We start from the raw sequence: 23,044 nt of genomic DNA, 5'->3' as shown, positions 1-23,044 counted from the left end.
TTGGAACCATCAGGGGATGCAACGCGCGTGGCAAAAAGGGTACTCGTTGTCGAGGACAACGAACTCAACCTGAAACTGTTCTGCGACCTGTTGCGCGCGCACGGGTACGACACCGAACCGGTGCGCGATGGGCGGGAGGCGGTGACGCGGGCGCGCGCCTTTCTGCCCGACCTGATCATCACCGATATCCAGCTGCCGCATATGACCGGCCTCGAACTCATCACGATGCTGAAGGGCGATAGCCGGCTGCGGACGATCCCGATCATGGCGGTCACCGCCTATTCGGGGCGCGACGACGAGGACCGGGTGCGCGGTGCGGGGGCCAATGCCTATGTGACCAAACCGATTTCGGTGGTGCGGTTCATCGGCGAAGTGCGCGGGTTGTTGCCGACCGAGGGGGCGGCTTAGGGTTCCGCTTTCTCCTCCCATTACCCCCGTTTGCTTCGAGCGTAGGTTCGAGCCTGTCAAGAACCGAAGTCGAGAAGGGGGCGCCTCCAACGACCAAGTTCTCGACGGACGCTTCTCGACGGGCTCGAAGCTGCTCGAACCGAACGGATTGGGGAAAGGGCGGGGACAGGCAGCTATCGCAGGTCGACGCGGGCGACCAGCATCGTCAGCAGCGCCGACAGGGCGGCGACGACCCATAATGCCGCCAGCCCCAGCCAGCCCCAGCCGATCGCACCGATCGTCACCCCCGCCACGAAGCCCAGCCACAGGAGAACGTCGCGACGCACCCCCGGCGCCGAGCGGTCGCCGAGCAGCCGCCGTGCGGCGCGCTGGCCGATGCGGACCAGCGTGCCGGTCATATAGGTGAGGCCGATCCGCACCTCGCCATCGGGCGCGACGACGCCGTTCTGCGCACCCATCGCCGCGGCAAGCAGCAGCATGGCAAGCGTCAGCGGTGCAAAGGTGGCCATCGCCGCGCCGATCGCGAGCAGCAGGGTGACGACACCCATCACCGCCTCCGCCCGACGCGCCTGCCCCAGCCGCTCGGCCGCTGCCGCGCCGGCGATGGTGCCAAGCATCGCCCCGGCGACGAACGACAACACCAGCGCGGCGGCCGTCGCGGCCGCATAGTCCCAGCCATGGGCGAGGCCGACCCCGAAGCGCGTCGAATTGCCGCTCATGAACGAAGCGAAGAAGCCGCCCAGCCCGCTGAACGCCAGCGCGTCGACGATACCGGCCAGCGTGGCCAGCAGGACGGTGGTGAGCGTGGCAGCGGAGGACAGGCGTCGCATGGCGGTTCCTTTGCCCGATCGGGCGGTGGTGCGGCAAGGGCGGGGCGCGGCCGACTCGACCTCCATCGGCTTTACGCACCGGTGCCGGCGTGGCGACCAAGGAACGATCGAGAAAAACCGACCGGCCCGCATGCTTTTGAAACGGACTCTTCCCCTGCGGTACGTTAGCGAGACGCCATGGTTCCTTCTCCGCAGGCGCTGGGGCAGATGCTCGGGGCGCTCGACATGATCGGTATCGCGGTGTTCGCGGCGTCGGGGGCGCTGGCGGCGACCCGGGCGGCGCAGACGTTCGTCACGGCGGCGTTCTTCGCGCTGATCACCGGAGTCGGCGGTGGCACGGTGCGCGACCTGTTGATCGGAGCACCGGTCTTCTGGGTCCATGGATCGCCGGTAGCGGCGATCTGTGTCGGCATGGCGATGCTGGTATGGATCACCCCCGAACACTGGTGGCGCGACAAGGCACTCGACTGGCTCGATGCGGCGGGGTTGGCGGCGTACGGCGTGTTCGGCGCGGCCAAGGCGCTGACCTATGGCGTGCCACCGTTGCAGGCGGCGGTGATGGGGGTGCTGACCGCGTGCGTCGGCGGCATCCTGCGCGACGTGCTGGCGGGCGTACCGTCGATCCTGATGCGGCCGGAACTGTATGTGACGGCGGCGGCGCTGGCGGCGGGGCTGCATGTCGTGCTGGTCGCTTGCGGACTCCCGCCGTTCGTGGCGGCGCTGCCGGCGGCGACGGCGGGCTTCGCGCTGCGCGGGGCGGCGATCCGGTTCCGGATCGCGTTGCCGGCGTATCGGGGGAAGCGGTAGGGGGCCCCAAGTTTCTTGACCGTTTCCGCTTATCCTCAGTAGTCCTGCGCTTGTCGAAGGGGCGTATCGAAGGATCGTTTGGGGCAGGTGCTTCGATACGGGCCTTCGACAAGCTCAGTCCCTACTCGGCATGAACGGTCGTTGATGGGGCCCGGTGTCTTCCGATCCGTTGCAGTCGTTTTTCTCATTCCCTTCCCCTTCCGTTTGCTTCGAGCGGAGGTTCGAGCCTGTCGAGAACTGTAGTCGAGAAGGGGGTGCCCTTAGGCGGCGCGTTCTCGACGGACGCTTCTCGACAAGCTCGAAGCTGCTCGAACCGAACGGGTGGGTGTGGATCCGTCGGGAGGCGAACTTCAGCCCCGTACCACGCCGACATCGCGGAACGGGCGGGGTTCGGTCGGTGGCACGGTGCCGTCGTTCAGCCGGCATTGCCAGAAGCCGACATCGATCCAGCGGCCCTGTTTGAACCCGACCTCACGGTACACGCCGGCGCGGCGGAAGCCGACCGCCTCGTGCAGCGTGATCGAGGCGTCGTTGGGCAGCGACAGCACGCCGATCGCCTGCGTGAACCCCTGCGCGCGCAGGGTATCGATCAACGCTTCGTACAACAGCCGCCCGGTCCCGCGCTGCTGCGCGCTGCCGGCCATGTAGATCGAGGTTTCGACGACATAGCGATAGGCCGGGCGCTCGCGGAACTTCGTCGCATAGGCATAGCCGAGCACCGCATCGCCCCCCGCCTCCCCGGTGGTCGCGACCAGCCACGGATAGAAACCGTCGCTCGCGGCCATGCGGTGGCGGATCGCGCGCGTGTCGGGGGCGTCGGTTTCGAACGATACCGTGCCGCCCAGCACATAGGGCGCATAGATCGCGGCGATCGCAGCGGCGTCCTCAGGCCGGGCGGCACGGATCGCGATCATCGGAACAGCCGCGCCACGATCAGGTCGAGCAGCGACGCATCGTCCGCCGACACCGTCACCGGTCCCAGCCCGGCGCATTCGAGGCAGCGTGCCTGCACGCCGGTCCGTGCGGTCAGCATCCGTCGGGCATCGCCCAGCGCCTGCGCCATCAACGCGCGCTGTTCGATCGCGGCAGCCCCGAGCAGGTCGGTGGCGGCATCGGTCGTCTCGCCCTTCTCCCGATCGGCGAAGCTTTTCAGCAGCTTTTCATAGGCGCTGGGTTCGCGGTCGAGATAGACCGCTCGGGCACTGGCCGGGTCGAGCTTCGCACGGCGGGCCGCCTCGGCGACGGCATCGTTCAGATTGCCGAAGCGGTCGACGAGGCCCAGTTGGCGCGCGGTGCCGCCGTCCCACACCCGGCCCTGCCCGATCTGGTCGACGCGCTGCGGCGTCAGCTTGCGCGAAGTGGCGACGAGGCCGGTGAAGCGGCGATAGATATCCTCGACATTGCCCTGCATGATCGCGTCGAAGGCCGGGCTGGTGCCGCGCATCACGTCGGGCTGGCCGCTCAAGGGGGTGGTGGCGACGCCGTCGGCAGTGACGCCGATCTTCGCCAGCGTGTTTTCGAAGGTCGGGATGACGCCGAACACGCCGATCGACCCGGTGATGGTATTGGGTTCGGCGAAGATCACGTCGCCCGGCGTCGACACCCAATAGCCGCCCGATGCGGCAAGGCCGCCCATCGACACCACGACCGGGATCTTCGCGACCTGCTTGGCCTGCAGGATCGCCTGCCGGATGCGTTCGGAGGCCAGCACCGATCCGCCCGGCGAATCGACGCGGACGACCAGTGCCTTGAGGTTTTTGGTGGCGAGCCCGTCGAGCAGCAGCTTGGCGATGGTGTCGCCGCCCGCCGTACCGGCCTTCGCCTCGCCATCGACGATCGTGCCGGCGACGGTGATGACGCCCACTGCGTCGCCGCCGGTCGGGACCGGGTTCGCTGCCAGCCAGTTGTCATATTTGATCGTGCGGAAACTGCCCGCTGCCTTGCCCGCATCCTCACCGCCCAGCGCCGCGACGCGCTTGCCGAACGCGATGCGGTCGCCGAGCTGGTCGATCAGCCCGCCGCGCAGATTGGCCTGCGCGATATCGCCGCCCGCCGCCTGCACCGTTTCCGCCGGGCGGGTCAGGAAGGCGTCGAGCTGCGCTTTGGGCCGCGCCTTTTGAACCGCCGCGCGCCATTGGTCGAAGATCGCGCCGTACAGCGCCTGATTGGCGGCGCGGGCCGGTTCGGACTGGTCGGCGCGGGTGAAGGGTTCGACCGCCGACTTGAACTGGCCGACGCGGTAGACGTGCGCGTTGACGCCCAGCCGGTCGATCAGGGCCTTGTAATAAGGCTGCGACCCGCCGGGGCCGCGGAACAGCGTGCCGCCGAACGGATTCTGCCAGATCTCGCTGGCGTTCGACGCGATGCGATAGCCGCCATCGGTGTAGAGCGTGGCATAGGCCAGCACCGGCTTGCCCGCGTCGCGGACGCGGCGCACGGCATCGCCGACCTCGGCCAGCGTCGACGGATAGCCGCCGGCGAATTTGTCGAGGTCGAGCACGACGACCTTGACCCGCGCATCGCCCTTTGCCGCATCGAGCGCGCGGACCACGTCGCGCAGCCGCAATTGCTGGGCGACCGGCTGGCCGCTCAGCACCGCGACCGGATCGGTCTCGGCGGGTTGCTCGACGATCGATCCCGACAGGTCGAGCAACAGTGCGCCATCGGTCACCCGCGTATTGGGCCGGGTCGACAGGGCAGCGAACAGGCTGCCGAAGAACAGCAGCAGCAGGAACAGGACCAGTGCGTCCTTGATCCCGACCAGCAGCTTCCACGCACCCCGGACCAGTTTCACGGCAATTCCTTCGTTTATCGTCTAGCGATAAATAGCCGGATGGCCGGGCGAGTAAATGAAGATTTTGGGACGACGCAGCCTGGGGATGACCTCCCCTCCCTGACAAGGGAGGGGTCGGGGGTGGGTTGGCCGGTTGGCGGGCGTAACCTTGCCTCGCTAGCCGACCCACCCCTAACCCCTCCCTCGTCAGGGAGGGGACAGCATATGGTTCAGACGCGCATCGGCATCAGCACATAGAGCGCGGGCGACGCGTCATTCTCGCGGATCAGCGTCGGGGCGGCGGCGTCCGACAGATGGACTTCGCACAGGTCGCTGTCGATCTGCCCGAGAATGTCGAGCAGATAGCGGCTGTTGAAGCCGATTTCGAAGGGGAGCGCGGTATATTCGCCGGGCACTTCCTCCGCCGCCGCGCCGTTTTCGGGGCTGGTCACCGACAGGGTGATCTTGTCGCGGTCGAGCGCCATCTTCACCGCGCGGGTCTTTTCGGTGGCAATGGTCGACACGCGGTCGACGCCGGCCATGAAGCTCTTCGGATCGAGCTTCAGCAGCTTGTCGTTCGCGGTCGGGATGACGCGCGAATAATCGGGGAAGGTGCCGTCGATCAGCTTGCTGGTCAGGATCGCCTGCCCCAGATCGAAGCGGATCTTGCTGCCCGACAGCGACACACCGACCGAGCCATCGACCTCGTCGAGCAGCTTGCGCAGTTCGGCGACGCATTTGCGCGGGACGATGACGTCGGGCATCTTTTCCGCGCCCTCGGGCCGGTCGACCGTCATCCGCGCGAGGCGGTGGCCGTCGGTCGCGGCGGCCTTCAGCACCGGTTTGCCGTCATTTTCGGCGACATGCAGGAAGATGCCGTTGAGATAATAGCGCGTTTCCTCGGTCGAGATCGCGAAGCGTGTCTTGTCGATGATCGCCTTCAGCGTCGTCGCGGGCAGTTCGAACTGGGTCGGCAGCTCGCCCTCGGCGATCACCGGGAAATCGTCGCGCGGCAACGTCGCGAGGCTGAAGCGCGCGCGCCCGGCCACCACGGTCAGCCGCCCTTCGGCCGCCGACAATTGCACCTGCGCACCATCGGGCAGCTTGCGCGCGATGTCGAACAGCGTGTGCGCCGATACGGTGATCGCGCCCTGCTGATCGATGGCTGCCGCGATCGTCTCGTCGATCTGCAGGTCGAGGTCGGTCGCCATCAGGCGCAGCGTCGATTCGCCGGCCTCGATCAACACGTTCGACAGGATGGGGATGGTATTGCGCCGCTCGACCACCGACTGGACGTGGCTGAGGCCCTTCAACAGGGTCGCGCGTTCGATCGTCGCCTTCATGATGTTCCCCCGCGCGGATGCGCTCGCACTCGGGCCGGCGGATTCGGTGCCGACCCCTTAGAAAACCGAGCAGCGTGTCTAGCGCAAAGAAGGGCCGGCGCAAACTGCTCCGACCCTCCTCGCGCAACTTGGTTACCGGGATGTAAACGGGTGCGGTCTGGTCGCTCTCTCGAGCGACTTGCGGGAACGCGCATCGGCGCGTTCCCGTCAACGATCAAAACCGGATGCCGACGCCGGCGACGACCTGATGCCGGTCGGTATCGATGTCGAACTGCGACGTGGTGCTGCCATCCACGCGCTGGAAATCGGCGTTGTTGTAGTTCGAATAACGATATTCAAGCTTGGCATAGGCGCGTGACCCGATCGCCTGTTCGACGCCGGCACCCACGCGGTAGCCGTTCAGTTCGAAATTCTCGCGGCTGTCGACGGTGCCGTCGCTGGCCAGCACGTTCAGACGGGCGTTGGTGTAGCCGCCCTTCACATAGGCGAGCGTGGTCGGCGCGACGACCAGACCGGCGCGGGCGCCGACATACAGGTCGCGGCCGGTCGACACGCTGCCGAAACCGAAGAAGTTCGGGTCGGTGCGCGCGGTTTCGACCTTGCCGGTCGATCCGGTATATTCGCCTTCGACACCGACGAGGAAGTTGCTCAGTGCGAAATCATACCCGGCATCGACGCCATAAAGCAGGCCGTTGACCGTCTGGTTATCGCCATCGAGGTCGGTATCCTGGGTGCTGCCCGGACGGATGCCGTCATAGCCGGCGAGCGCGCCGACGCGGAAACCGGTGAAGGCCGGGTTCACGTCCTGCGCCATGGCGGGCGCGGCGGAAAGGGCGGTGCCGGCAGCGGCAAGACCAAGGATGAGGGTACGCATCGTCAAAACTCCATTGTCACCGTCCATATGGACGCCGGGGTTCAATGGACGCATTCGCCGGGCGTTGCATGAACCTCACCTAAACAGCGAAAACCGTTGCATTCGCGCAACACGGGCTTGAAAGCAGGACCATGACGATCCATCCCCACGCCGCCCGCAAGGGACGCGATTTCATCGCCCGCCACGGCGAGACCGTGTACAATATCGCGCAGCGGATGCAGGGCGATCACCCGCACACCCCGCTGACACGCACGGGCTTCGCGCAGGCCGATGCGATGGGCGCGGCGCTGCGCGACCTGCTGGGGGTGAAGCCGAAGCTGACGCTGTGGGCGTCGAGCGCGGGGCGGGCGTTGCAGACGCTGGCGATCATCGCCGAACATCTCGAACTCGACTGGCATGCGGCGCGGCGTGACGACCGGCTGGTCGAGATCGGCATGGGCGACTGGTCGGGGCGCTATTATCGCGAACTGACCGGGCCGGACGCCGACTTCCTCGATGTCGAGGCGCGGCTGTATCGCCGCCCCGCGCCGGGCGGCGAATGGTATGACGCGATCGCGGCGCGGGTAGGCGCGTGGGCGGGCGATACCGATGACGATCTCGGCGACCGTCTGGTCATCATGCACGGCATGTCGAGCCGAGTACTGCGCGGCGTCCTGACCGACATACCGGTCGATCCGCGCTTCGCCGCGCCGGTCGCCGACGATCTGCCGCAAGGATCGATCGCGCTGATCGAGGGCGGACGCGAGACGATCGCGCATCGGGGTAGCGGCGGGCCGTCGATGGCGGCACCGGCTTGATCGCGCTGCTGCTGGCGGTGGCAGCACCGCAGGCGATCGGTATCCATCAGCGCTGGGGCGCGTTTCGCGACGAGGCACCGAAACGCTGCTATGCGATCAGCCGCCCGGTGCGCGGGCGCGGCGGCGCGTCCTTCGCCAGCGTCGGCAACTGGCCCGGTGCGGGCGCGCGGGGGCAGGTCCATGTCCGGTTGAGCCGCGTGCGCAGCGACCGCGCCCGCGTGGTGCTGGCGATCGGCGAGCGGCGGTTCGAGCTGAAGGCCGGGCGGGTCGATGCGTGGAGCCCCGACACCGCCACCGACCGAGCGATCGTCGCGGCGATGCGTGGTGGCCGGTCGATGAGCATCGAGAGCGTCGCCGAAAACGGGGCGCCGTTCGTCGACGTCTATGCGCTGGCGGGCGCCGCGACCGCGATCGATGCGGCGAGGCTGGGGTGTTTGTAGGATATTCGACCGCGTCCTTCGTCATTCCCGCGAAGGCGGGAAGCCATTGCCGCCGGCGTCCATGGCAGAATCGCCGCCGCTGCGTTTATGGATCCCCGCCTGCGCGGGGATGACGGTGTCGGCTGACACACGAAAGAGCGGTCGCGCAGGACATCGCCAGCTTGGGGATGGCGGCCAGTAGGGCGGTTCGTAGCCGCCAGTGGAAATCCTGCCGCAAATCGGCTATATCCCACCGATGCTGACAGTCTCGTCGCCCCCCATGCCGATTCCCGGCCATGTCGACCCCGTGCCCGTTCCGCGGCCGCTGGCCCCGCGTCCCGATGGCCGGACCGATCTGGTCGGCCTGTCCAAACCGGAAATCCGCGCCGCGCTCGAAGCCGCCGGGTTCGACGCCAAACAGGCCAAGCTGCGCGCGAAACAGATTTGGCACTGGATCTACAATCGCGGCGCGACCGCATTTTCGGCGATGACCGAGATCGCCAAGGCGCAGCACCCGACGCTGGAAAAGCACTTCGTCATCGGTCGCCCCGATGTGAAGGAAGCGCAGGTGTCGAACGACGGCACGCGCAAATGGCTGCTGACCTCGCCCGACGGGCAGGATTACGAGATGGTGTTCATCCCCGACGCCGATCGGGGGACGCTGTGCGTGTCGAGCCAGGTCGGCTGTACGCTCAACTGCACCTTCTGCCACACCGGCACGATGCGACTGGTGCGCAACCTGACGCCGGGCGAGATCGTCGGACAGGTGATGCTGGCGCGCGACGCGCTGGGCGAATGGCCGAGCCAGCCCGAAGGGCGGATGCTGACCAACATCGTGATGATGGGCATGGGCGAACCGCTGTATAATTTCGATGCGGTCCGCGATGCACTGAGCGTGGTGATGGACGGCGACGGCCTTGCGCTCAGCAAGCGGCGGATCACGCTCAGCACGTCGGGCGTGGTGCCGATGATGGCGCGCGCGGGGGCGGAGATCGGCGTGAACCTTGCCGTATCGCTGCACGCGGTGACCAAGGAAGTGCGCGACGAGATCGTGCCGCTCAATCGCAAATACGGCATCGAGGAATTGTTGCAGGCCTGCGCCGACTATCCCGGCGCCAACAATGCCCGGCGCATCACGTTCGAATATGTGATGCTGAAGGACAAGAACGACAGCGACGACGATGCCCGCGAACTGGTGCGGTTGCTGCGCAAGTACCAGTTGCCGGCCAAGGTGAACCTGATCCCGTTCAACCCATGGCCGGGCACCGTCTACGAATGTTCGACGCCCGAGCGCATCCGCGCGTTCAGCGACATCGTGTTCGAAGGCGGCATCTCCGCCCCCGTCCGCCGGACCCGCGGGCAGGATATCGGTGCGGCCTGTGGCCAGCTGAAGACGGCGGCGGAAAAGAAGAGCCGCGCCGAACGCGACCGTGAGGCGGCGGACGCAGTGGCGATCGCGAACTGACGTTCGGCAAAAGCCGGCCCGGACAACCGATGTCGTCCGGGTCGCGAAGGATCAGTGGTTTTTCAATGCGGCATGGACCGACTGGACGAAATGGTTGCCCGGACGCGCCTCGCAGTGGGCCACCACTGCCGGGCGGATCGATTCGATACCGCTGACAGTCAGCGTCGGGTGCGGCTTGCCCTTCGGACCATAGTTGGCGGCGTAGCGGATCGCTTCCGGCTTGAAGTTCTCATCGAGCGCGTTGAAGTCGAGGCAGCTTACGGTTTCAAGATTCTTGCCGCTCTTGATGACGGCGACAGTGCGTTCGGTCCCGGCACGGCCGGGTACCTCGGCGGCTTCGGTGACCCACGGCTTCTTGGCCTGCTGCGCCACGGCGATGCCGCCGGTGGCGAGGGTGGAAGCTGCGACGACTGCCAAAAGAACCTTCTTCATGATGCCATCTCCTTTCCGTATGTGGCTCACGAAAATCGCACAAATCCGCGGTTTGTTTCCAAACCGGTCCGAAATTACGAAGCTTTCATACAAGGGTATGATGTTTCCTCGTATACGCTGAACGAACGTTCATCTGGCGGGTAGTGGGGGGTCGCGAGCATAGCTGCTCGGTCCAGAAACAGCCTCGACAGCCGGCGGTGCTTGCGCTCTAGCGGCGCGATGATCGATCCCGTTTCCCTTGGTCTCGCCGCCGGTGCCGGCATGGTCGGCGGCGTGATGAACGCGCTGGCCGGTGGCGGCACGTTCGCGACGATGCCGGCGCTGATCGCGCTGGGGCTGCCGGGATCGATCGCCAATGCGACGTCGAACGTAGCGTTGCAGCCGGGGGCGATCGCCAGCGCATGGGCGTATCGCCGGGGACTGGGGCCGCTGGGCGGACTGCCGATCCGGTTGCTGGCCGCCATCACCTTCGTATCGGGACTGGTCGGCAGCCTGTTGCTGGTATGGACACCCAGCGACCTGTTCGACGTCATCGTGCCGTGGCTGTTGCTGGTCGCGTTCCTTGCCATTGCGCTGGGCAAGCGGGCGGCGGTGTGGCTGCACGACCGGGTCACGATCGGTCCGGCGACGCTGGTCGTCGCGCAGGTGCTGCTCGGCATCTATGGCGGCTATTTCGGCGGCGGGGTCGGCATGATGGTCACCGCGACCTATGGCCTGCTGGCCGGGACCGATCCCAAATCGATGGCGGCGCCGCGCACGTTGATGCTGGCCACCGCCAACAGCGCGGCGGCGATCGTGTTCATCCTGTGCGGCATGGTCGCATGGGCGGCGTGCGTGCCGATGCTGCTGGGCGGGATCTTCGGTGGCTGGCTGGGCGCGAAGCTGGGGGTGACGCTGACGCCGGGCCAGGTGCGGGCGTGGACCCTGTTGGTGACGTTCAGCGTGACGGTGGCGTTCTTCGTCCGCGCCTATGGCTGAACGTCAGCGCGGCCGGCGCATGTCGAAGCGTTCGCCGGGTTCGAAGTAGTCCCCTGCCCCGCCGCCGCGCAGGATCGGGTGCGCGCGTTCGGTGCGATAGATGCCGTCCTCCAGCAGCGCCGGGTCGATATGGACCTGCACCACTTCGCCGAGCACCAGCCACGTATCGATCTCACCGCCCACATGGTCGGTCAAGCGGATGATCTGGGTCGATCGGCATTCGAACTGGACCGGCGATCCGGCGACGCGCGGCGGGGCGACCCGCGTCGAGGGCAGCATATCCAGCCCGGCGAGCGTGAATTCGTCGGCTTCGGTCATTGCCGACGTCGCGTTCATCGCCTCCGCCTGTGCCCGCGTCGCGAGGTTCCAGACGAACTCGCCCGTCGCACGGACGTTGGCGAGCGTGTCCTTGGCCCCGGTCGATGCGAAGCCGATGATCGGCGGGTGATAGTTGAAGGCGTTGAAGAAACTGTAGGGCGCAAGATTGCGTTTCCCCGCCGCCGACATGCTGGCGATCCAGCCGATCGGACGCGGCGCGATGATCGCGTTGAACGGATCGTGCGGCAGGCGGTGGCCCTTGGCCGGCGCATAGGAATGGAAATCGGTCATGTCCGCCCCCAACGCACGATCCGCACCGATGGCGCAACCATGCTTCGCAATTGCCGCGATCCGGCCTAGATCAAGGGTATGACGCGTTCGATCTATCGCCACCGGCTGGCCACGCGACTATGGCATTGGGTCAATGCGGTGGCGGTCATCATCCTGATCGGCAGCGGGCTGATGATCCTGAACGCCCATCCCCGGCTCTATTGGGGACGCTATGGCGCGAATTTCGATGCGGCCTGGCTGACCTTCGACCGGTTTCCGGGATGGGTGACGATTCCGCAGACCTATAATCTGGCGCTGGCCCGCAACTGGCACCTGACCTTTGCGCTGGTGCTGGGTTTCGGGTTGCTGGCCTATATGATCGTCAGCCTGATCAACCGCCATTTCCAGCGCGACCTGGCGATCCGGCGGGGCGAGTTGTCGCGGCGGCATGTGGCTGCCGATATCCGCGCGCATCTGGCGTTCCGCTTCCATGATCCGCAAGCGCCGGGCGACTACAACGTACTGCAGAAACTGAGCTATGTGCTGGTGATCTTCGGCCTGTTGCCGCTGGCGATCGTGACCGGCATCGCGATGTCGCCGGGGCTGAACGCGGCGTTCCCGTGGCTGCTGGAGCTGCTCGGCGGGCGGCAATCGGCGCGGTCGATCCATTTCCTCGCCGCCAGCGGCATCACCCTGTTCGTCATCGTCCATCTGGTGCTGGTGATCCTGGCCGGAGCGGTGAACGAGGTGCGTTCGATGGTCACCGGTCGCTGGCGGGTGCCCGAATGAGCCGGATCTTGTCGCGGCGATCGGCGCTGGTGGTCGGTGCCGGCGGACTGGTCGCGGCGTGCGACCGGGTGGCACAGTTTCCGGCAGCGCAGGAGCTGCTCGGCGGGGCGGAGGTCGCGCATCGCGGGCTGCAACGCGCGATCACCGCGCGCGACGCGCTGGCGGTCGAATATCGGCCCGATCAGCGTTCGCCGGTCTTTCGTGCCAACGGGACCAACAATCCGAACACGCCCGACTATACCGCCCATGTCGCCAACCGCTTCGCCGATTGGCGGGTGACGGTCGACGGGTTGGTTGCGCGCCCCTTGTCGCTCCGCCTCGACCAGATCCGGTCGATGCCGTCGCGCCAGCAGATCACGCGGCACGATTGCGTCGAGGGGTGGAGCGCGATCGGCAAATGGACCGGGCCGCGGCTGTCGCGCATCCTCGACCTCGCGGGATTGCGGCCCAACGCCCGCTATCTGGTGTTCCACTGTGCCGATGCGATCGGCGGGCGGCGCTATTACGAGTCGATCGACCTGATCGACGCGTTTCATCCGCAGACGATATTGGCATGGGCGCTCAACGACCGGTTGCTGGGCGTGCCGAACGGTGCGCCGCTACGGCTGCGGGTCGAGCGGCAACTGGGCTATAAACACGCCAAATATGTCGAGCGGATCGAGGCGGTCGCCTCGCTAACCGGACTTGCCGGCGGCAAGGGCGGGTTCTGGGAGGATGTCGCCGGTTACGACTGGTATGCCGGCATCTGATCGACCCGGGTCCATGCCGCCGCCCGGCCAACCAGCCATGGCACCCGCCCGCCGGCCAGTAACAGCGCACTGCCCCGTCGGTTCTCGGCCAGCGTCCTGAGCAACCCCGCCAGCAGGATCGGACGGCGGAGCGCACGGGCCAGATCGCGCTGATAGCCGATCGCGCCGCCCGCGCCCTGACGCTGCCACGCCGCCACTGCGCGGATCGCGCTGGCGATGGCAATCCCCATGCCTTCGCCGGCGAGCGAAGGGATCACCCCCGCCTGATCGCCCAGCCGATAGACGCCCGTTTCGGTCGCGCGCGCGCGCCAGCCATAGGGGACGTTGGCGACCGCATCGATCGCCGGAGTTTCGCCGAGATAGGCCAGCCGCTCGCCCAGCGCCGGACATTCGTCCGCCAGCACCCGCAGCAGCGACGGCAGATCGCCCGCCGCTCGCAGCCGCGACCGGCGCAGCGCCATGCACAGATTGGCGCTGCCATCCTCCTGCGCGACCAGCCCGCCATAGCCGCCGGCAAAGGCGTGCAGTTCGATCGCATCGCCGACCATCCGGGTCAGCGCCGGATGCGGTCCCAACCGGACGCGTACCCCCATCGTCGGATCGGCACCGGGATCGGCATCGCGCATCGCCCCGCGCAGGTCATGCTTGCCGGTGGCGAGGAACAGCGTCTGGCCGGCAACGTCCGCCCCGTCGCCGGTGTGCAGCGTGCGTCTCTCGGCCGAGCGGATCGTCATGCCGCGCTCGACCCCCGCCCCCGCCGCCTGCGCCGCTTCGAGCAGCAGCGCGTCGAGCCGTCGCCGTGACAGGCCGATCGCGGGCGCGGGCAAGGGGGATTCGGACCGGCCGCCGCCCGCGAACAGCACCACACGTCGCACGACATGGCCATCCGGTTCGACACCGACCTGGCGAAGCGACTCCAGCGTTCGCCACGACAGGAACCCGCCGCACAGCGCGTCGGGCGTGCCGCGCGATCGTTCCAGCAAGACCGGTGCCGCGCCGTGCCGCGCCAGCAGCAGCGCCGCGACCGCGCCGGCCGGGCCGCCGCCCGCGATCAGCGCCGACGTTCGACGCATAGCCGGAACGGAAAATGCCGCCGCGCCCGCGCGTCCGCAATCCCTGCTTCGGCAAGGATCGGCGACCACTCGGCCGGTCGATAGGAACGCGCGATCGACAGCGTCCCGTCGGCACGCACGATCGGATGCCAGCGCATCAGCGTCGCCAGCAACGGATAGCCGCGATGGGCGAAGCGATGGCGGTGCAGGTCGTTGACGAACCAGCCGCGCGCCGCCTCCGCTTCCATGAAGCGCAGGAACGCGACCAGCTGGCCATGGGTCATGTGATGCGCGACGAGGCTGGAGACGATCACGTCCCAGCCCTGCCCCGCCAGATCGGCATAATCGCCGGTGCGGTAGGTTACGGCCAGATCGGCGGGCGTATCGGCGCGCGCGATGGTTTCGCTGCGCGGATTCAGGTCGATGCCGACCAACTCGGCCTTGACGCCCCTCGCCGCCGCCCAGCGCGCGATGCGGCGCAGCATGTCGCCGTCGCCATAGCCGACATCGAGCAGTTTCAGCCGATCGCCACGCCCCGCGATGCCCGACAGGAAGGCGAGCGTCGGTCGCGCCGCCATCGTCACCCGGTTTACCCGCGCCAGATCGCGCAGAACCGTGGCATAGACCGCCGGATCGAGCGCAGGATCGTCCATCGCCTCCTCGGCATAGACGCGGGCGAAGCTCATGCGGCGCTCCGAAAGCCGAACCCTTCGGCGGCAAGCCCGGGACCGAAGGCGAGCGCGATGCCATCGGCGACCGGTGGCCCGGCCAGCAGTTCCGCCAGCACGAACATCAGCGTCGCCGACGACATATTGCCATTCGCGGCCAGCACGTGGCGGGAAGCGTTGAGGGCATCGGGTGACAGCGACAGGCTGCGTTCGACGGCGTCGAGGATCGACCGCCCGCCCGCATGGACCGCCCAGCCATCGACTTGCGTCAGCGACCGACCGCCGGTCGCCGCTGCCGCAAAACCGGGATCGGTGAGTGCGGTGGCGATACGGCCCGGCACCTCACCCGACAGATGCATCGCGAAGCCGGCATCGGTGATGTCCCAGCGGATCAATTCGGCTGAATCGGGCAGTGCGGCGGCAAATGGCGTCTCGACCGCGAAGCCGGTCGGATCGCGGGTCACCAACGCCGCCGCCGCACCGTCGCCGAATTGCAGCATCGCGAGCAACGGTTCGAGGCTGACCGCCGGTTGCAGGTGCAGCGTCGACAGTTCGACGGTGACCACCAGCACGCGTGCATCGGGTTCGGATCGGACGATATGGCGGGCGCTGCGCAGCGCCGCGACGGCGGCGTAACAGCCCATGAACCCGATCAGCAACCGCTCGGTCGCCGGGGGCAGACCTAGCCGAGCGGCAATGATCTGATCGATACCGGGCGCGACGAAACCGGTGCAGCTCGCCACGACGATATGGGTGATTGCCTCTAGCGGATGCTGCGCAGCAAGACGTTCGATCGCCGACAGCGCCAGCGCCGGGGCGGCGTCGGCATAGATGCGCATCCGCGCGGCAGTGCCCGGCATTGCATCGGCATAGAAGCCGCCCGTCGCGACCGGCGATCCGCCGTCGCTGCCTACCGGCAGCACCGACCAGCGCCGCCCGATGCCGGCCCGCTCGACCATCCGGTCGAACAGCCGCGCCTCACGCGGCGGCAGCCGCTCGCGCGCCCATTCGATAAAGGCGTGATGGATATCGTGGTCCGGCGTCGCGGTGGCGATCGCGTTGATCCAGGCGACGGGCGCGGCGGTAGAAGTCATTGCATCCCCAACGCGCCAAAGCCGCAAACAGGTACGGGCTCAGTCCTTCCATGCCCACCAAAGCTGGGCGGGCGGCACGTTCCACCATTCCATGTCGTGATCGATCCGCGCGAATTGCCGGTCGAGGAAATCGCGGACGCGCGGATTGAACTGATAGACCAGAAACGCCCCGCCGGGCCGCAGCACCGCCTGCGTCGCGGCGGCGATCTCGTCCCCGACCCCGGCCGGCAGCGTAGAGAACGGCAGGCCCGACAGCACGTAATCGGCGTGGGGCTGACCATGATCGGCGACGATCCGTTCGACGTCCGCCGCCGATCCATGCACCGCCGAAAACCGCGAATCGAGGATCGTCGCGTTGAGGTAGTCGATGAAATCGGGGTTTGTATCGATGACGATCAACTGCGCGTCGGGCGCGAGCCGTTGCAGGATCGGACGGCAGAAGGTGCCGACGCCGGGACCATATTCGACCACGACCTTGGCGGCCGCCCAGTCGATCGGGCCGAGCATCTTGCGGATCAGGCGGTTCGACGACGGGATGACCGACCCGACCATGACCGGATGCTTCACGAACCCACGCAGGAAAATGCCGGCCGGCGATGGTACGCCGCGCGGCTTCCGTCGGGTCGCGGCGTTGGAAGTCGTCGTCATGGAAATCCTCGAACGGATGGCCGGGCGGCCATGGTCATCGCGTCGTCGCAAAAGCGAAACCAACTTGCAAGCATATCGGTTGCGCGGGCCGTCGCAGGTACGCCGCACGACCCATTGCGGTACGCTGGCGATAACGGGTGTGGGCGGGTCGTCGCGTCACCCCGAACCGGGTCCGGCGTGACGCGCGAACGGCGCTATCCTTTCGGACCGCGCCCCTCGACCATGCCGGGCGTGATGAAGCCCAGCGGCTGGATGGACAGCGCATCCTGCTTCAACTTTGACGACATCGCGCGATATTCCTCCTCCATTTCCGGCGTCACCGACGCCCGCGATTCGCCGAGCGCCGCGTCGAAATGGGCCATCGTCACTGCACGTGTCTCCAGCGACTCCCGCAGCGCGAACAGGCCGGCGCGGCGGACCACGTCTTCCAGATCGGCACCGGTGAACCGGTCGGTCCGGGCGGCGACGACATCCAGATCGACATCGTCGGCCAGCGGCATCTTCTGCGTCTGGATGCCGAGGATGCGCGCGCGCCCCGCGCGGTCGGGTACGCCGACATAGATCAGTTCGTCGAACCGGCCGGGGCGCAGCAACGCGGGATCGACCATGTTCGGCCGGTTGGTCGCACCGATCACGACCACCGATTGCAGTTCCTCCAGCCCGTCCATCTCCGCAAGGATCGTGTTCACGACCCGCTCGGTCACCTGCGGTTCGCCGAGGCCACCGCCGCGTGCGGGCACCAGCGAGTCGAGCTCGTCGATGAAGATGACCGTCGGGGCGACCTGTCGCGCGCGGGCGAACAGGCGCGCGATCTGCTGTTCGCTCTCGCCATACCATTTCGACAGCAGGTCGCTCGACTTGGTGGCGATGAAATTCGCCTCCGCCTCGCGCGCGACCGCCTTCGCCAACAGCGTCTTGCCGGTGCCGGGCGGGCCATAAAGCAGGAAGCCCTTTGCCGGCCGGATGCCGAGGCGGCGGAAGGATTCGGGCGACTTGAGCGGCAGCTCGACGCCTTCCTTCAACCGCACCTGCGCATCGTCGAGACCGCCGACATCGTCCCAACGTACGGTCGGGGCCTGCACCATCACCTCGCGCATCGCGCTGGGCTGCACGCGCTTCAGCGCCTCGACGAAATCGTCACGGGTGACCGACAGGCTGTCGAGCACGTCCTGCGGGATCGTGCCCGCGGACAGGTCGATGCGCGGCATGATCCGCCGCACCGAATCGATCGCCGCCTCGCGGGTCAGTGCCGCCAGATCGGCGCCGACGAAGCCATAGGTGGTGCGCGACAGCTCGCCCAGATCGACATGTTCGTCGAGCGGCATGCCGCGGGTGTGGATGCCCAGAATCTCGCGCCGCCCGCGTTCGTCGGGCACCCCGACCACGATCTCGCGGTCGAACCGGCCCGGCCGGCGCAGCGCTTCGTCGATCGCCTCGGGCCGGTTGGTCGCGGCGATGACGACGATGTTGGCGCGCGATTCGAGCCCGTCCATCAGCGTCAGCAACTGCGCGACCAGCCGCTTTTCGGCCTCGCCCGACACCTGCCCGCGTTTCGGGGCAATCGAATCGATCTCATCGATGAACACGATCGACGGCGATGCCTTGGTCGCTTCCTCGAACACCTCGCGCAGCCGCTTTTCCGATTCGCCGTACGCCGACCCCATGATCTCGGGACCGTTGATCAGAAAGAATTCGGCGTCGGATTCGTTGGCGACGGCGCGCGCGAGCCGCGTCTTGCCGGTGCCGGGCGGCCCGTGCAGCAACACGCCCTTGGGCGGATCGACGCCCAAGCGCTGGAACAATTCGGGATAGCGCAGCGGCAGTTCGACCATCTCACGCAACTGGTCGATGGTCTGCCCCATGCCGCCGATATCGTCATAGGTGACGTCGGCCCGGCGCGTCTCACGCGGCGTCTCATATTCCGACCGCAGCTCGATCTCGGTCGATTCGTCGATATGCACCACGCCCTTGGGCGTCGCCGAGACGACGAGGAGGCGGATTTCCTGCAACGAAAAGGCCGGCGCGTTCACATAGCGGCGGACATTGGGCGACAGATTATCGACGCGCTGGTGGCCGGTGGTGGCGACGATATCGCCCTGACACAGCGGTCGCCCGAAAAAGGTGCGCTTGAGCGCGTTCGACGATCCCTGCAGCCGCAAATTCTGCTGTGCGGGTGCGAAGACGACGCGGGTGGCCGGGCGCGATTCGGCCTTCCGGACCTCGACCTGGTCGCCCGACCCAACGCCGGCATTGGCGCGCTGCAACCCGTCGATGCGAACGATGTCGAGGCCTTCATCCTCGGGATAGGGGGCGATGGCGCGCGCGGGCGTCGTCTTCTTGCCGACGATCTCGACCACGTCGCCCTCGTTGATGCCGAGCAATGCCATGACCGATCGCGGGAGATGGGCGATGCCGCGCCCGCTATCCTCGGGCCGCGCATTCGCTACCTGCAACCGCCGTCCGCCTGTTTCGCTGTCCGCCATCTATTCCTGCCATGCTCAACGCAACCGAACGGCGGATATGGGCGGTGCGCCGCCGGCAACAAGACGAAAAAAAGGCCGGTCACAAAGGACCGGCCGGAAAGTTTTTAGGAGAGGATGCCTGAAAGGCCTGCTCTGATTGCAGCGCGGCGTATTTTTGTGCAAGTGCGAACGAAGCAATCGATATTGCAGTTTCTGCAACACGCCTCCGGTCGGCAGTTGCCATACGGACAATCGCGGTGCAGCCTGTATCGCACCGCAACGAAGTTAGGGTATCGGATGCGTCGCCTTCCGCCATTGACCGCCATCGAAGCCTTCGTGCACGTCGCGCGCCTCGGATCGGTCAAACTTGCCGCCGACGAACTGGCGCTGTCGTCGCCCGCGCTCAGCCGCCGGGTGCAGGCGCTCGAACGCTTCATCGGCAAACCGCTGTTCGAACGACGGCATCAGGCATTGCGCCTGAACGACGATGGCGAACGCTTGCTGACGCTGCTGTCGGGCGCGCTCGACACACTGTCCGATGCGGTCGAACAGATGTCGGGCGCGGTCGAGGTGCTGCGGCTGCGGCTGGGCGTCCTGCCGCTGTTCGCGATCCAGCGGCTGATGCCGCGCATGGGCGACCTGCATGACCAGCATCCCGAACTGCATCTCGATTTCGATACCGCGCATCACGGGCTGGGGCGGCTGGGCGAAGGGATCGACGTCGCGATCGTGCTGGACCATGCGATCGACCCGGCGCTCTATGCCCGGCGACTCGACCGGAACCGCGTCTATGCCATCGCCGGACGGGCGTTGATCGATCGATCGCCGATCACCGATCCCGCGCAACTGGCGCAGCATACCGCGCTGATCCACCGCGACATGCCCGATACCTTTTCCGACTGGATGCACGCCGCCGGCCTGCCCGACCTTGAGCCCGCCGCGATCGACCGGTTCGATTCGGGCACGTTGATGCTGGAAGCGGCGGCGCAGGGGCTTGGCGTCGCCTTCATGCTCGAATCGCATTTCGAGACGGCCCGCGACGACCGGCTGGTGCCGCTGTTCGATCGGGCGGTCAATTCGACCTACAGCCACTGGTTCGTGTGCCGCCCGCGCATGTTGCAGCAGCGGCCGGTGAAGCTGTTTCACGACTGGCTGGTCAAGGCGCTGGGCGCGCCGGCGGAGTAGGGGCGGGAGCGCCTTCGCCGCTGCGTCCGTCATTCCGGGGAAGGCAGGAACCCATGGCTGGGTGCACGGTTGCTATCGATCGAGACCACCCGACACAATGGATTCCGGCCTGCGCCGGAATGACGGATCGGGGATATGCCAAGCCACCTTCGTCACCCCCGCAAAGGCGGGGGTCCATACACGCTGACCTCGGCGATCGAACCGAACCGCCAACGGCAATGGATTCCCGGCTGCGCGGGAATGACGAAGGGCGTTAGGCGTTAGACCTTACGCCTCGCTGCGCGCGGTCACGATCTTGCCCGGGTTGCGGGGCGGTTCGCCCTTGGGCAGCGCGTCGACGGCGTCCATGCCGCTCTCGACCACGCCCCACACCGTGTACTGACGGTCGAGGAAGGTCGCATCGTCGAGGCAGATGAAGAACTGGCTGTTGGCCGAGTTCGGGTCCTGCGTCCGCGCCATCGAACACACGCCGCGCACATGCGGTTCGGCGTTGAATTCCTGCTTGAGGTTCGGTTCCTTCGACCCGCCGGTGCCGTCGCCGCGACCGCCGTCGCCGCCCTGCGCCATGAAACCGTCGATCACGCGGTGGAACACCACGCCGTCGTAGAAGCCCGAGTCGGCAAGCTTGACGATGCGTTCGACATGGTTCGGCGCCAGATCGGGGCGCAGCTTGATCCGCACTTCGCCCGTGTCGAGCGTCATCACGAGCGTGCTGGGGGTATCGGCCATTGAAAGCTCCTTGAAAGTCGCGCCTAGCTAGGGTGCCGGAGGGGCACTGGCAACCGCACAGGGTTTGCACGGCGGTGCAGCATGGCTACAGCGGCCGGACGCACGTGGCAGGAGGGTTGCACCCATGACCGAACTCGACCTTCCCGAAACGACCAGCGAACTGGACGAGGACGACCGGCTGAAGCCCGAATTCGTCCGCGCCGTTTGCGAAGCGGTCGACCGCGGCGACGACGAGGCGGCGCGCGAGCTGGTCGAGCCGCTCCACCCCGCCGATCTGGCCGACCTGTTCGAACTGGTGCCGGGCGAACAGCGCGCGGCGCTGGCGGCGGCGATCGCCGAGCGGCTGAACGGCGACGTGCTCGCTGAAATGAACGACTGGGTGCGCGACGCGGTCATCGACGCGCTGACCACGACGCAGGTCGCCGATCTCGCCGCACAGCTCGACACCGACGACGCGGTCGCAATCATCGAGGATCTCGACGACGCCGACCAGCGCGCGGTGCTGCGCGCGCTCGACCCCGACGATCGCGCCGCGATCGAGGAGGCGCTGTCCTACCCCGAGGAATCCGCCGGCCGGTTGATGCAGCGCGAACTGGTCGCGGTGCCCGAACACTGGAGCGTCGGCGACGCGCTCGACTATCTGCGCGCCGACGAGGTGCTGACCACCGATTTCTGGGAAATCTTCGTGGTCGATCCGGCGCACAAACCGATCGGCACCTGCCAGTTATCGTGGATTCTCCGGACGCCGCGCGACGTTGCGATCGGCGACGTGATGGCGCGCGAACAGACGCTGATCCCGGTCGACATGGATCAGGAAGAAGTCGCGCTCCGTTTCCAGAAATATGCGCTGATCTCCGCGGCGGTGGTCGATGGCAGCGGGCGGCTGGTCGGCATGATCACCGTCGACGACGTCGTCCACATCATCCAGGCCGAGGCGGGCGAGGACGCGCTGCTGCTGTCGGGTGCCGGCGAAGGCGACATCAACGAACCGATCCGCGATTCGTACAAGGCGCGCGTGCGGTGGCTGATCACCAATCTGATCACCGCGCTGTTGCCCGCGACGATCATCGGCGCATTCGGCGCGACGATCGACCGGATGGTGACGCTGGCGGCGTTGATGCCGATCGTCGCCGGTCTGGGCGGCAATGCTGGCACGCAGACCATGGCGGTCACCGTGCGCGCGCTGGCCACCAATCAACTGACCCAGTCCAACACGCTGCGCGCGATCCGGCGCGAAATGGTGATCGCGCTGATGAACGGGCTGACCGTCGCCGCCCTGATCGGGACGGGCGTGACGCTCTGGTTCGGCAACCCGCAACTGGGGGCGGTGATCGGCACCGCGATGCTGCTGAACGTCGTCATCGCCGGCTTTGCCGGCGTGTTCGTGCCGCTGACGCTCGACCGGTTCAATGCCGACCCGGCGGTCGCCTCGTCGATCTTCGTGACGATGACCACCGATTCCATGGGGTTTCTCGTGTTTCTCGGGCTTGCGACGGTCAGCGGACTGACGGCTTGAGGCGCGCGACTGCGCTTCCCATGTGGGTCGCGTGCCGCTGCATCTCACCAAAGTCGCCTTCGCCATCGAATCGGTGGAACAACTCGCCGAACGGCTGGCCACGCGCCATGCCGAGGGCGGGGCGCTGACCACCCGCTATCTGCCGAAACGCGCTGCCGAGATCGCGGGCGGGTCGCTGTTCTGGATCCTGAAGCACCGGCTGGTCGCGCGTTCGCCGATCCTTGGCTTCGGCGAGGCGGAGGGCGGGCGGGTTGCGATCCATCTGGGACCAAAGCTGGTGCTGGTCGAGGCGCGACCCAAGCGCGCGCATCAGGGCTGGCGCTATCTGGAGGAAGCCGATGCCCCCGCCGATCTGGGTGGCGCGGGGACGGGCGCGGATGAACTGCCGCCGCGTCTCATTGGCGAGTTGATGGCGTTGGGGTTGCTGTAGGCAGTAAG

25 protein-coding genes are annotated in these 23,044 nt (G+C 67.1%); 11 read left to right on the top strand and 14 right to left on the bottom strand.

What is annotated here, in order from left to right; all coding sequences use genetic code 11:
• Positions 1-27 precede the first annotated feature (27 nt).
• Positions 28-408, top strand: coding sequence for a response regulator (locus tag ASE90_RS08960; protein ID WP_055998989.1), 381 nt, complete (start codon positions 28-30; stop codon positions 406-408).
• Positions 409-581: 173 nt separating this feature from the next.
• Here the strand turns inward: ASE90_RS08960 and ASE90_RS08955 are convergent, their stop codons facing one another.
• Positions 582-1,238, bottom strand: a complete 657-nt coding sequence (locus ASE90_RS08955; RefSeq protein ID WP_055998986.1) for a YoaK family protein — start codon at positions 1,236-1,238, stop codon at positions 582-584.
• A gap of 177 nt (positions 1,239-1,415) precedes the next feature.
• Here ASE90_RS08955 and ASE90_RS08950 point away from each other — a divergent pair, with 177 nt between their 5' ends.
• Entirely contained in the window at positions 1,416-2,045 is a 630-nt protein-coding gene (locus tag ASE90_RS08950) for a trimeric intracellular cation channel family protein (protein ID WP_055998983.1), read from the top strand.
• Positions 2,046-2,395: 350 nt separating this feature from the next.
• On the opposite strand, the gene ASE90_RS08945 is transcribed toward ASE90_RS08950, so the two are convergent.
• From ASE90_RS08945 to ASE90_RS08930, 4 genes are all read right to left on the bottom strand, one after another.
• Positions 2,396-2,959 carry a GNAT family N-acetyltransferase gene (locus ASE90_RS08945; protein ID WP_055998980.1) on the bottom strand — a complete coding sequence of 188 codons (564 nt, stop codon included), beginning with the start codon at positions 2,957-2,959 and terminating at the stop codon, positions 2,396-2,398.
• Positions 2,956-4,839 (bottom strand): signal peptide peptidase SppA, encoded by a 1,884-nt coding sequence (sppA, locus tag ASE90_RS08940; RefSeq protein ID WP_055998978.1) that lies wholly within the window; start codon positions 4,837-4,839, stop codon positions 2,956-2,958. The genes ASE90_RS08945 and sppA overlap by 4 nt, the downstream gene beginning before the upstream one ends.
• Positions 4,840-5,048: 209 nt before the next feature.
• The gene (dnaN, locus tag ASE90_RS08935; protein WP_055998975.1) at positions 5,049-6,161 is read right to left on the bottom strand and encodes a DNA polymerase III subunit beta; all 1,113 of its coding nucleotides are present in this window, start codon (positions 6,159-6,161) and stop codon (positions 5,049-5,051) included.
• Between the two features lie 214 nt (positions 6,162-6,375).
• Positions 6,376-7,035 (bottom strand): outer membrane protein, encoded by a 660-nt coding sequence (locus ASE90_RS08930; protein ID WP_055999258.1) that lies wholly within the window; start codon positions 7,033-7,035, stop codon positions 6,376-6,378.
• Positions 7,036-7,166: 131 nt separating this feature from the next.
• On the opposite strand from ASE90_RS08930, the gene ASE90_RS08925 reads away from it, so the two are divergent.
• The 3 genes from ASE90_RS08925 (at position 7,167) to rlmN (ending at position 9,716) form a co-directional block, all read left to right on the top strand.
• Complete coding sequence (locus ASE90_RS08925; protein ID WP_055998972.1) at positions 7,167-7,832, top strand: histidine phosphatase family protein; 666 nt, start codon at positions 7,167-7,169, stop codon at positions 7,830-7,832.
• On the top strand, positions 7,829-8,272 hold the full coding sequence (locus tag ASE90_RS08920; RefSeq protein ID WP_055998969.1) for a hypothetical protein: 444 nt from the start codon (positions 7,829-7,831) through the stop codon (positions 8,270-8,272). Before ASE90_RS08925 ends, ASE90_RS08920 begins: the two co-directional genes overlap by 4 nt.
• Before the next feature lie 235 nt (positions 8,273-8,507).
• A complete protein-coding gene (gene rlmN / locus ASE90_RS08915) occupies positions 8,508-9,716 on the top strand; it encodes a 23S rRNA (adenine(2503)-C(2))-methyltransferase RlmN (RefSeq protein ID WP_055999255.1) in 1,209 nt (402 codons plus the stop codon).
• 51 nt (positions 9,717-9,767) lie between these two features.
• Here rlmN and ASE90_RS08910 read toward each other — a convergent pair whose 3' ends face one another.
• On the bottom strand, positions 9,768-10,148 hold the full coding sequence (locus ASE90_RS08910; protein ID WP_055998966.1) for an HdeA/HdeB family chaperone: 381 nt from the start codon (positions 10,146-10,148) through the stop codon (positions 9,768-9,770).
• Positions 10,149-10,367: 219 nt separating this feature from the next.
• Between ASE90_RS08910 and ASE90_RS08905 the strand changes: the two genes are divergently transcribed.
• Positions 10,368-11,126, top strand: coding sequence for a sulfite exporter TauE/SafE family protein (locus tag ASE90_RS08905; protein ID WP_055998963.1), 759 nt, complete (start codon positions 10,368-10,370; stop codon positions 11,124-11,126).
• A gap of 3 nt (positions 11,127-11,129) precedes the next feature.
• Here ASE90_RS08905 and ASE90_RS08900 read toward each other — a convergent pair whose 3' ends face one another.
• A complete protein-coding gene (locus tag ASE90_RS08900; RefSeq protein ID WP_055998960.1) occupies positions 11,130-11,735 on the bottom strand; it encodes a flavin reductase family protein in 606 nt (201 codons plus the stop codon).
• A gap of 78 nt (positions 11,736-11,813) precedes the next feature.
• On the opposite strand from ASE90_RS08900, the gene ASE90_RS08895 reads away from it, so the two are divergent.
• On the top strand, positions 11,814-12,503 hold the full coding sequence (locus tag ASE90_RS08895; RefSeq protein WP_055998957.1) for a cytochrome b/b6 domain-containing protein: 690 nt from the start codon (positions 11,814-11,816) through the stop codon (positions 12,501-12,503).
• Positions 12,500-13,252 carry a molybdopterin-dependent oxidoreductase gene (locus tag ASE90_RS08890; protein ID WP_055998954.1) on the top strand — a complete coding sequence of 251 codons (753 nt, stop codon included), beginning with the start codon at positions 12,500-12,502 and terminating at the stop codon, positions 13,250-13,252. Before ASE90_RS08895 ends, ASE90_RS08890 begins: the two co-directional genes overlap by 4 nt.
• Here ASE90_RS08890 and ASE90_RS08885 read toward each other — a convergent pair.
• From ASE90_RS08885 to ASE90_RS20585, 6 genes are all read right to left on the bottom strand, one after another.
• Positions 13,228-14,325 carry an NAD(P)/FAD-dependent oxidoreductase gene (locus ASE90_RS08885; RefSeq protein WP_055998951.1) on the bottom strand — a complete coding sequence of 366 codons (1,098 nt, stop codon included), beginning with the start codon at positions 14,323-14,325 and terminating at the stop codon, positions 13,228-13,230. The genes ASE90_RS08890 and ASE90_RS08885 overlap by 25 nt on opposite strands.
• Positions 14,304-14,990, bottom strand: coding sequence for a methyltransferase domain-containing protein (locus ASE90_RS08880; RefSeq protein WP_055998949.1), 687 nt, complete (start codon positions 14,988-14,990; stop codon positions 14,304-14,306). Before ASE90_RS08880 ends, ASE90_RS08885 begins: the two co-directional genes overlap by 22 nt.
• Positions 14,987-16,066, bottom strand: a complete 1,080-nt coding sequence (locus tag ASE90_RS08875; protein ID WP_055998947.1) for a type III polyketide synthase — start codon at positions 16,064-16,066, stop codon at positions 14,987-14,989. Before ASE90_RS08875 ends, ASE90_RS08880 begins: the two co-directional genes overlap by 4 nt.
• A 39-nt stretch (positions 16,067-16,105) precedes the next feature.
• Positions 16,106-16,714, bottom strand: a complete 609-nt coding sequence (locus ASE90_RS08870; RefSeq protein ID WP_055998944.1) for a class I SAM-dependent methyltransferase — start codon at positions 16,712-16,714, stop codon at positions 16,106-16,108.
• Between the two features lie 194 nt (positions 16,715-16,908).
• On the bottom strand, positions 16,909-19,197 hold the full coding sequence (locus ASE90_RS08860) for a CDC48 family AAA ATPase (protein WP_055998938.1): 2,289 nt from the start codon (positions 19,195-19,197) through the stop codon (positions 16,909-16,911).
• A 79-nt stretch (positions 19,198-19,276) separates the two neighbouring features.
• Entirely contained in the window at positions 19,277-19,420 is a 144-nt protein-coding gene (locus ASE90_RS20585; RefSeq protein ID WP_156361512.1) for a hypothetical protein, read from the bottom strand.
• Between the two features lie 53 nt (positions 19,421-19,473).
• On the opposite strand from ASE90_RS20585, the gene ASE90_RS08855 reads away from it, so the two are divergent.
• On the top strand, positions 19,474-20,361 hold the full coding sequence (locus ASE90_RS08855) for a LysR substrate-binding domain-containing protein (protein ID WP_055998935.1): 888 nt from the start codon (positions 19,474-19,476) through the stop codon (positions 20,359-20,361).
• 267 nt (positions 20,362-20,628) lie between these two features.
• Here ASE90_RS08855 and ASE90_RS08850 read toward each other — a convergent pair whose 3' ends face one another.
• On the bottom strand, positions 20,629-21,090 hold the full coding sequence (locus tag ASE90_RS08850) for a peptidylprolyl isomerase (RefSeq protein WP_055998934.1): 462 nt from the start codon (positions 21,088-21,090) through the stop codon (positions 20,629-20,631).
• 124 nt (positions 21,091-21,214) lie between these two features.
• Between ASE90_RS08850 and mgtE the strand changes: the two genes are divergently transcribed.
• Positions 21,215-22,606: a magnesium transporter gene (gene mgtE, locus ASE90_RS08845; protein ID WP_055998932.1), complete on the top strand. Its 1,392-nt coding sequence runs from the start codon at positions 21,215-21,217 to the stop codon at positions 22,604-22,606.
• A gap of 31 nt (positions 22,607-22,637) precedes the next feature.
• Entirely contained in the window at positions 22,638-23,036 is a 399-nt protein-coding gene (locus ASE90_RS08840) for a DUF1489 family protein (RefSeq protein WP_055998930.1), read from the top strand.
• Positions 23,037-23,044: the final 8 nt, after the last annotated feature.

The sequence above is a fragment of the Sphingomonas sp. Leaf67 genome, from assembly GCF_001421965.1.
Taxonomy (GTDB): Bacteria; Pseudomonadota; Alphaproteobacteria; order Sphingomonadales; family Sphingomonadaceae; genus Sphingomonas.
The sequence above is the reverse complement of the archived record's forward strand: the minus strand, read 5'-3'. Positions and strand labels throughout refer to the sequence as shown.

Excerpts from the sequence above, each read along its gene's own strand:
- ASE90_RS08900 (WP_055998960.1), bottom strand. The coding sequence starts at position 11,735 with ATGACCGATTTCCATTCCTATGCGCCGGCCAAGGGCCACCGCCTGCCG.
- ASE90_RS08870 (WP_055998944.1), bottom strand. The coding sequence starts at position 16,714 with ATGACGACGACTTCCAACGCCGCGACCCGACGGAAGCCGCGCGGCGTA.
- dnaN (WP_055998975.1), bottom strand. The coding sequence starts at position 6,161 with ATGAAGGCGACGATCGAACGCGCGACCCTGTTGAAGGGCCTCAGCCAC.
- rlmN (WP_055999255.1), top strand. The coding sequence starts at position 8,508 with ATGCTGACAGTCTCGTCGCCCCCCATGCCGATTCCCGGCCATGTCGAC.
- ASE90_RS08890 (WP_055998954.1), top strand. The coding sequence starts at position 12,500 with ATGAGCCGGATCTTGTCGCGGCGATCGGCGCTGGTGGTCGGTGCCGGC.
- ASE90_RS08945 (WP_055998980.1), bottom strand. The coding sequence starts at position 2,959 with ATGATCGCGATCCGTGCCGCCCGGCCTGAGGACGCCGCTGCGATCGCC.
- ASE90_RS08875 (WP_055998947.1), bottom strand. The coding sequence starts at position 16,066 with ATGACTTCTACCGCCGCGCCCGTCGCCTGGATCAACGCGATCGCCACC.
- ASE90_RS08950 (WP_055998983.1), top strand. The coding sequence starts at position 1,416 with ATGGTTCCTTCTCCGCAGGCGCTGGGGCAGATGCTCGGGGCGCTCGAC.
- mgtE (WP_055998932.1), top strand. The coding sequence starts at position 21,215 with ATGACCGAACTCGACCTTCCCGAAACGACCAGCGAACTGGACGAGGAC.
- ASE90_RS08885 (WP_055998951.1), bottom strand. The coding sequence starts at position 14,325 with ATGCGTCGAACGTCGGCGCTGATCGCGGGCGGCGGCCCGGCCGGCGCG.
- ASE90_RS08925 (WP_055998972.1), top strand. The coding sequence starts at position 7,167 with ATGACGATCCATCCCCACGCCGCCCGCAAGGGACGCGATTTCATCGCC.
- ASE90_RS08905 (WP_055998963.1), top strand. The coding sequence starts at position 10,368 with ATGATCGATCCCGTTTCCCTTGGTCTCGCCGCCGGTGCCGGCATGGTC.
- ASE90_RS08855 (WP_055998935.1), top strand. The coding sequence starts at position 19,474 with ATGCGTCGCCTTCCGCCATTGACCGCCATCGAAGCCTTCGTGCACGTC.
- ASE90_RS08880 (WP_055998949.1), bottom strand. The coding sequence starts at position 14,990 with ATGAGCTTCGCCCGCGTCTATGCCGAGGAGGCGATGGACGATCCTGCG.
- ASE90_RS08895 (WP_055998957.1), top strand. The coding sequence starts at position 11,814 with ATGACGCGTTCGATCTATCGCCACCGGCTGGCCACGCGACTATGGCAT.
- ASE90_RS08910 (WP_055998966.1), bottom strand. The coding sequence starts at position 10,148 with ATGAAGAAGGTTCTTTTGGCAGTCGTCGCAGCTTCCACCCTCGCCACC.
- ASE90_RS08930 (WP_055999258.1), bottom strand. The coding sequence starts at position 7,035 with ATGCGTACCCTCATCCTTGGTCTTGCCGCTGCCGGCACCGCCCTTTCC.
- ASE90_RS08850 (WP_055998934.1), bottom strand. The coding sequence starts at position 21,090 with ATGGCCGATACCCCCAGCACGCTCGTGATGACGCTCGACACGGGCGAA.
- ASE90_RS20585 (WP_156361512.1), bottom strand. The coding sequence starts at position 19,420 with ATGGCAACTGCCGACCGGAGGCGTGTTGCAGAAACTGCAATATCGATT.
- ASE90_RS08955 (WP_055998986.1), bottom strand. The coding sequence starts at position 1,238 with ATGCGACGCCTGTCCTCCGCTGCCACGCTCACCACCGTCCTGCTGGCC.
- ASE90_RS08860 (WP_055998938.1), bottom strand. The coding sequence starts at position 19,197 with ATGGCGGACAGCGAAACAGGCGGACGGCGGTTGCAGGTAGCGAATGCG.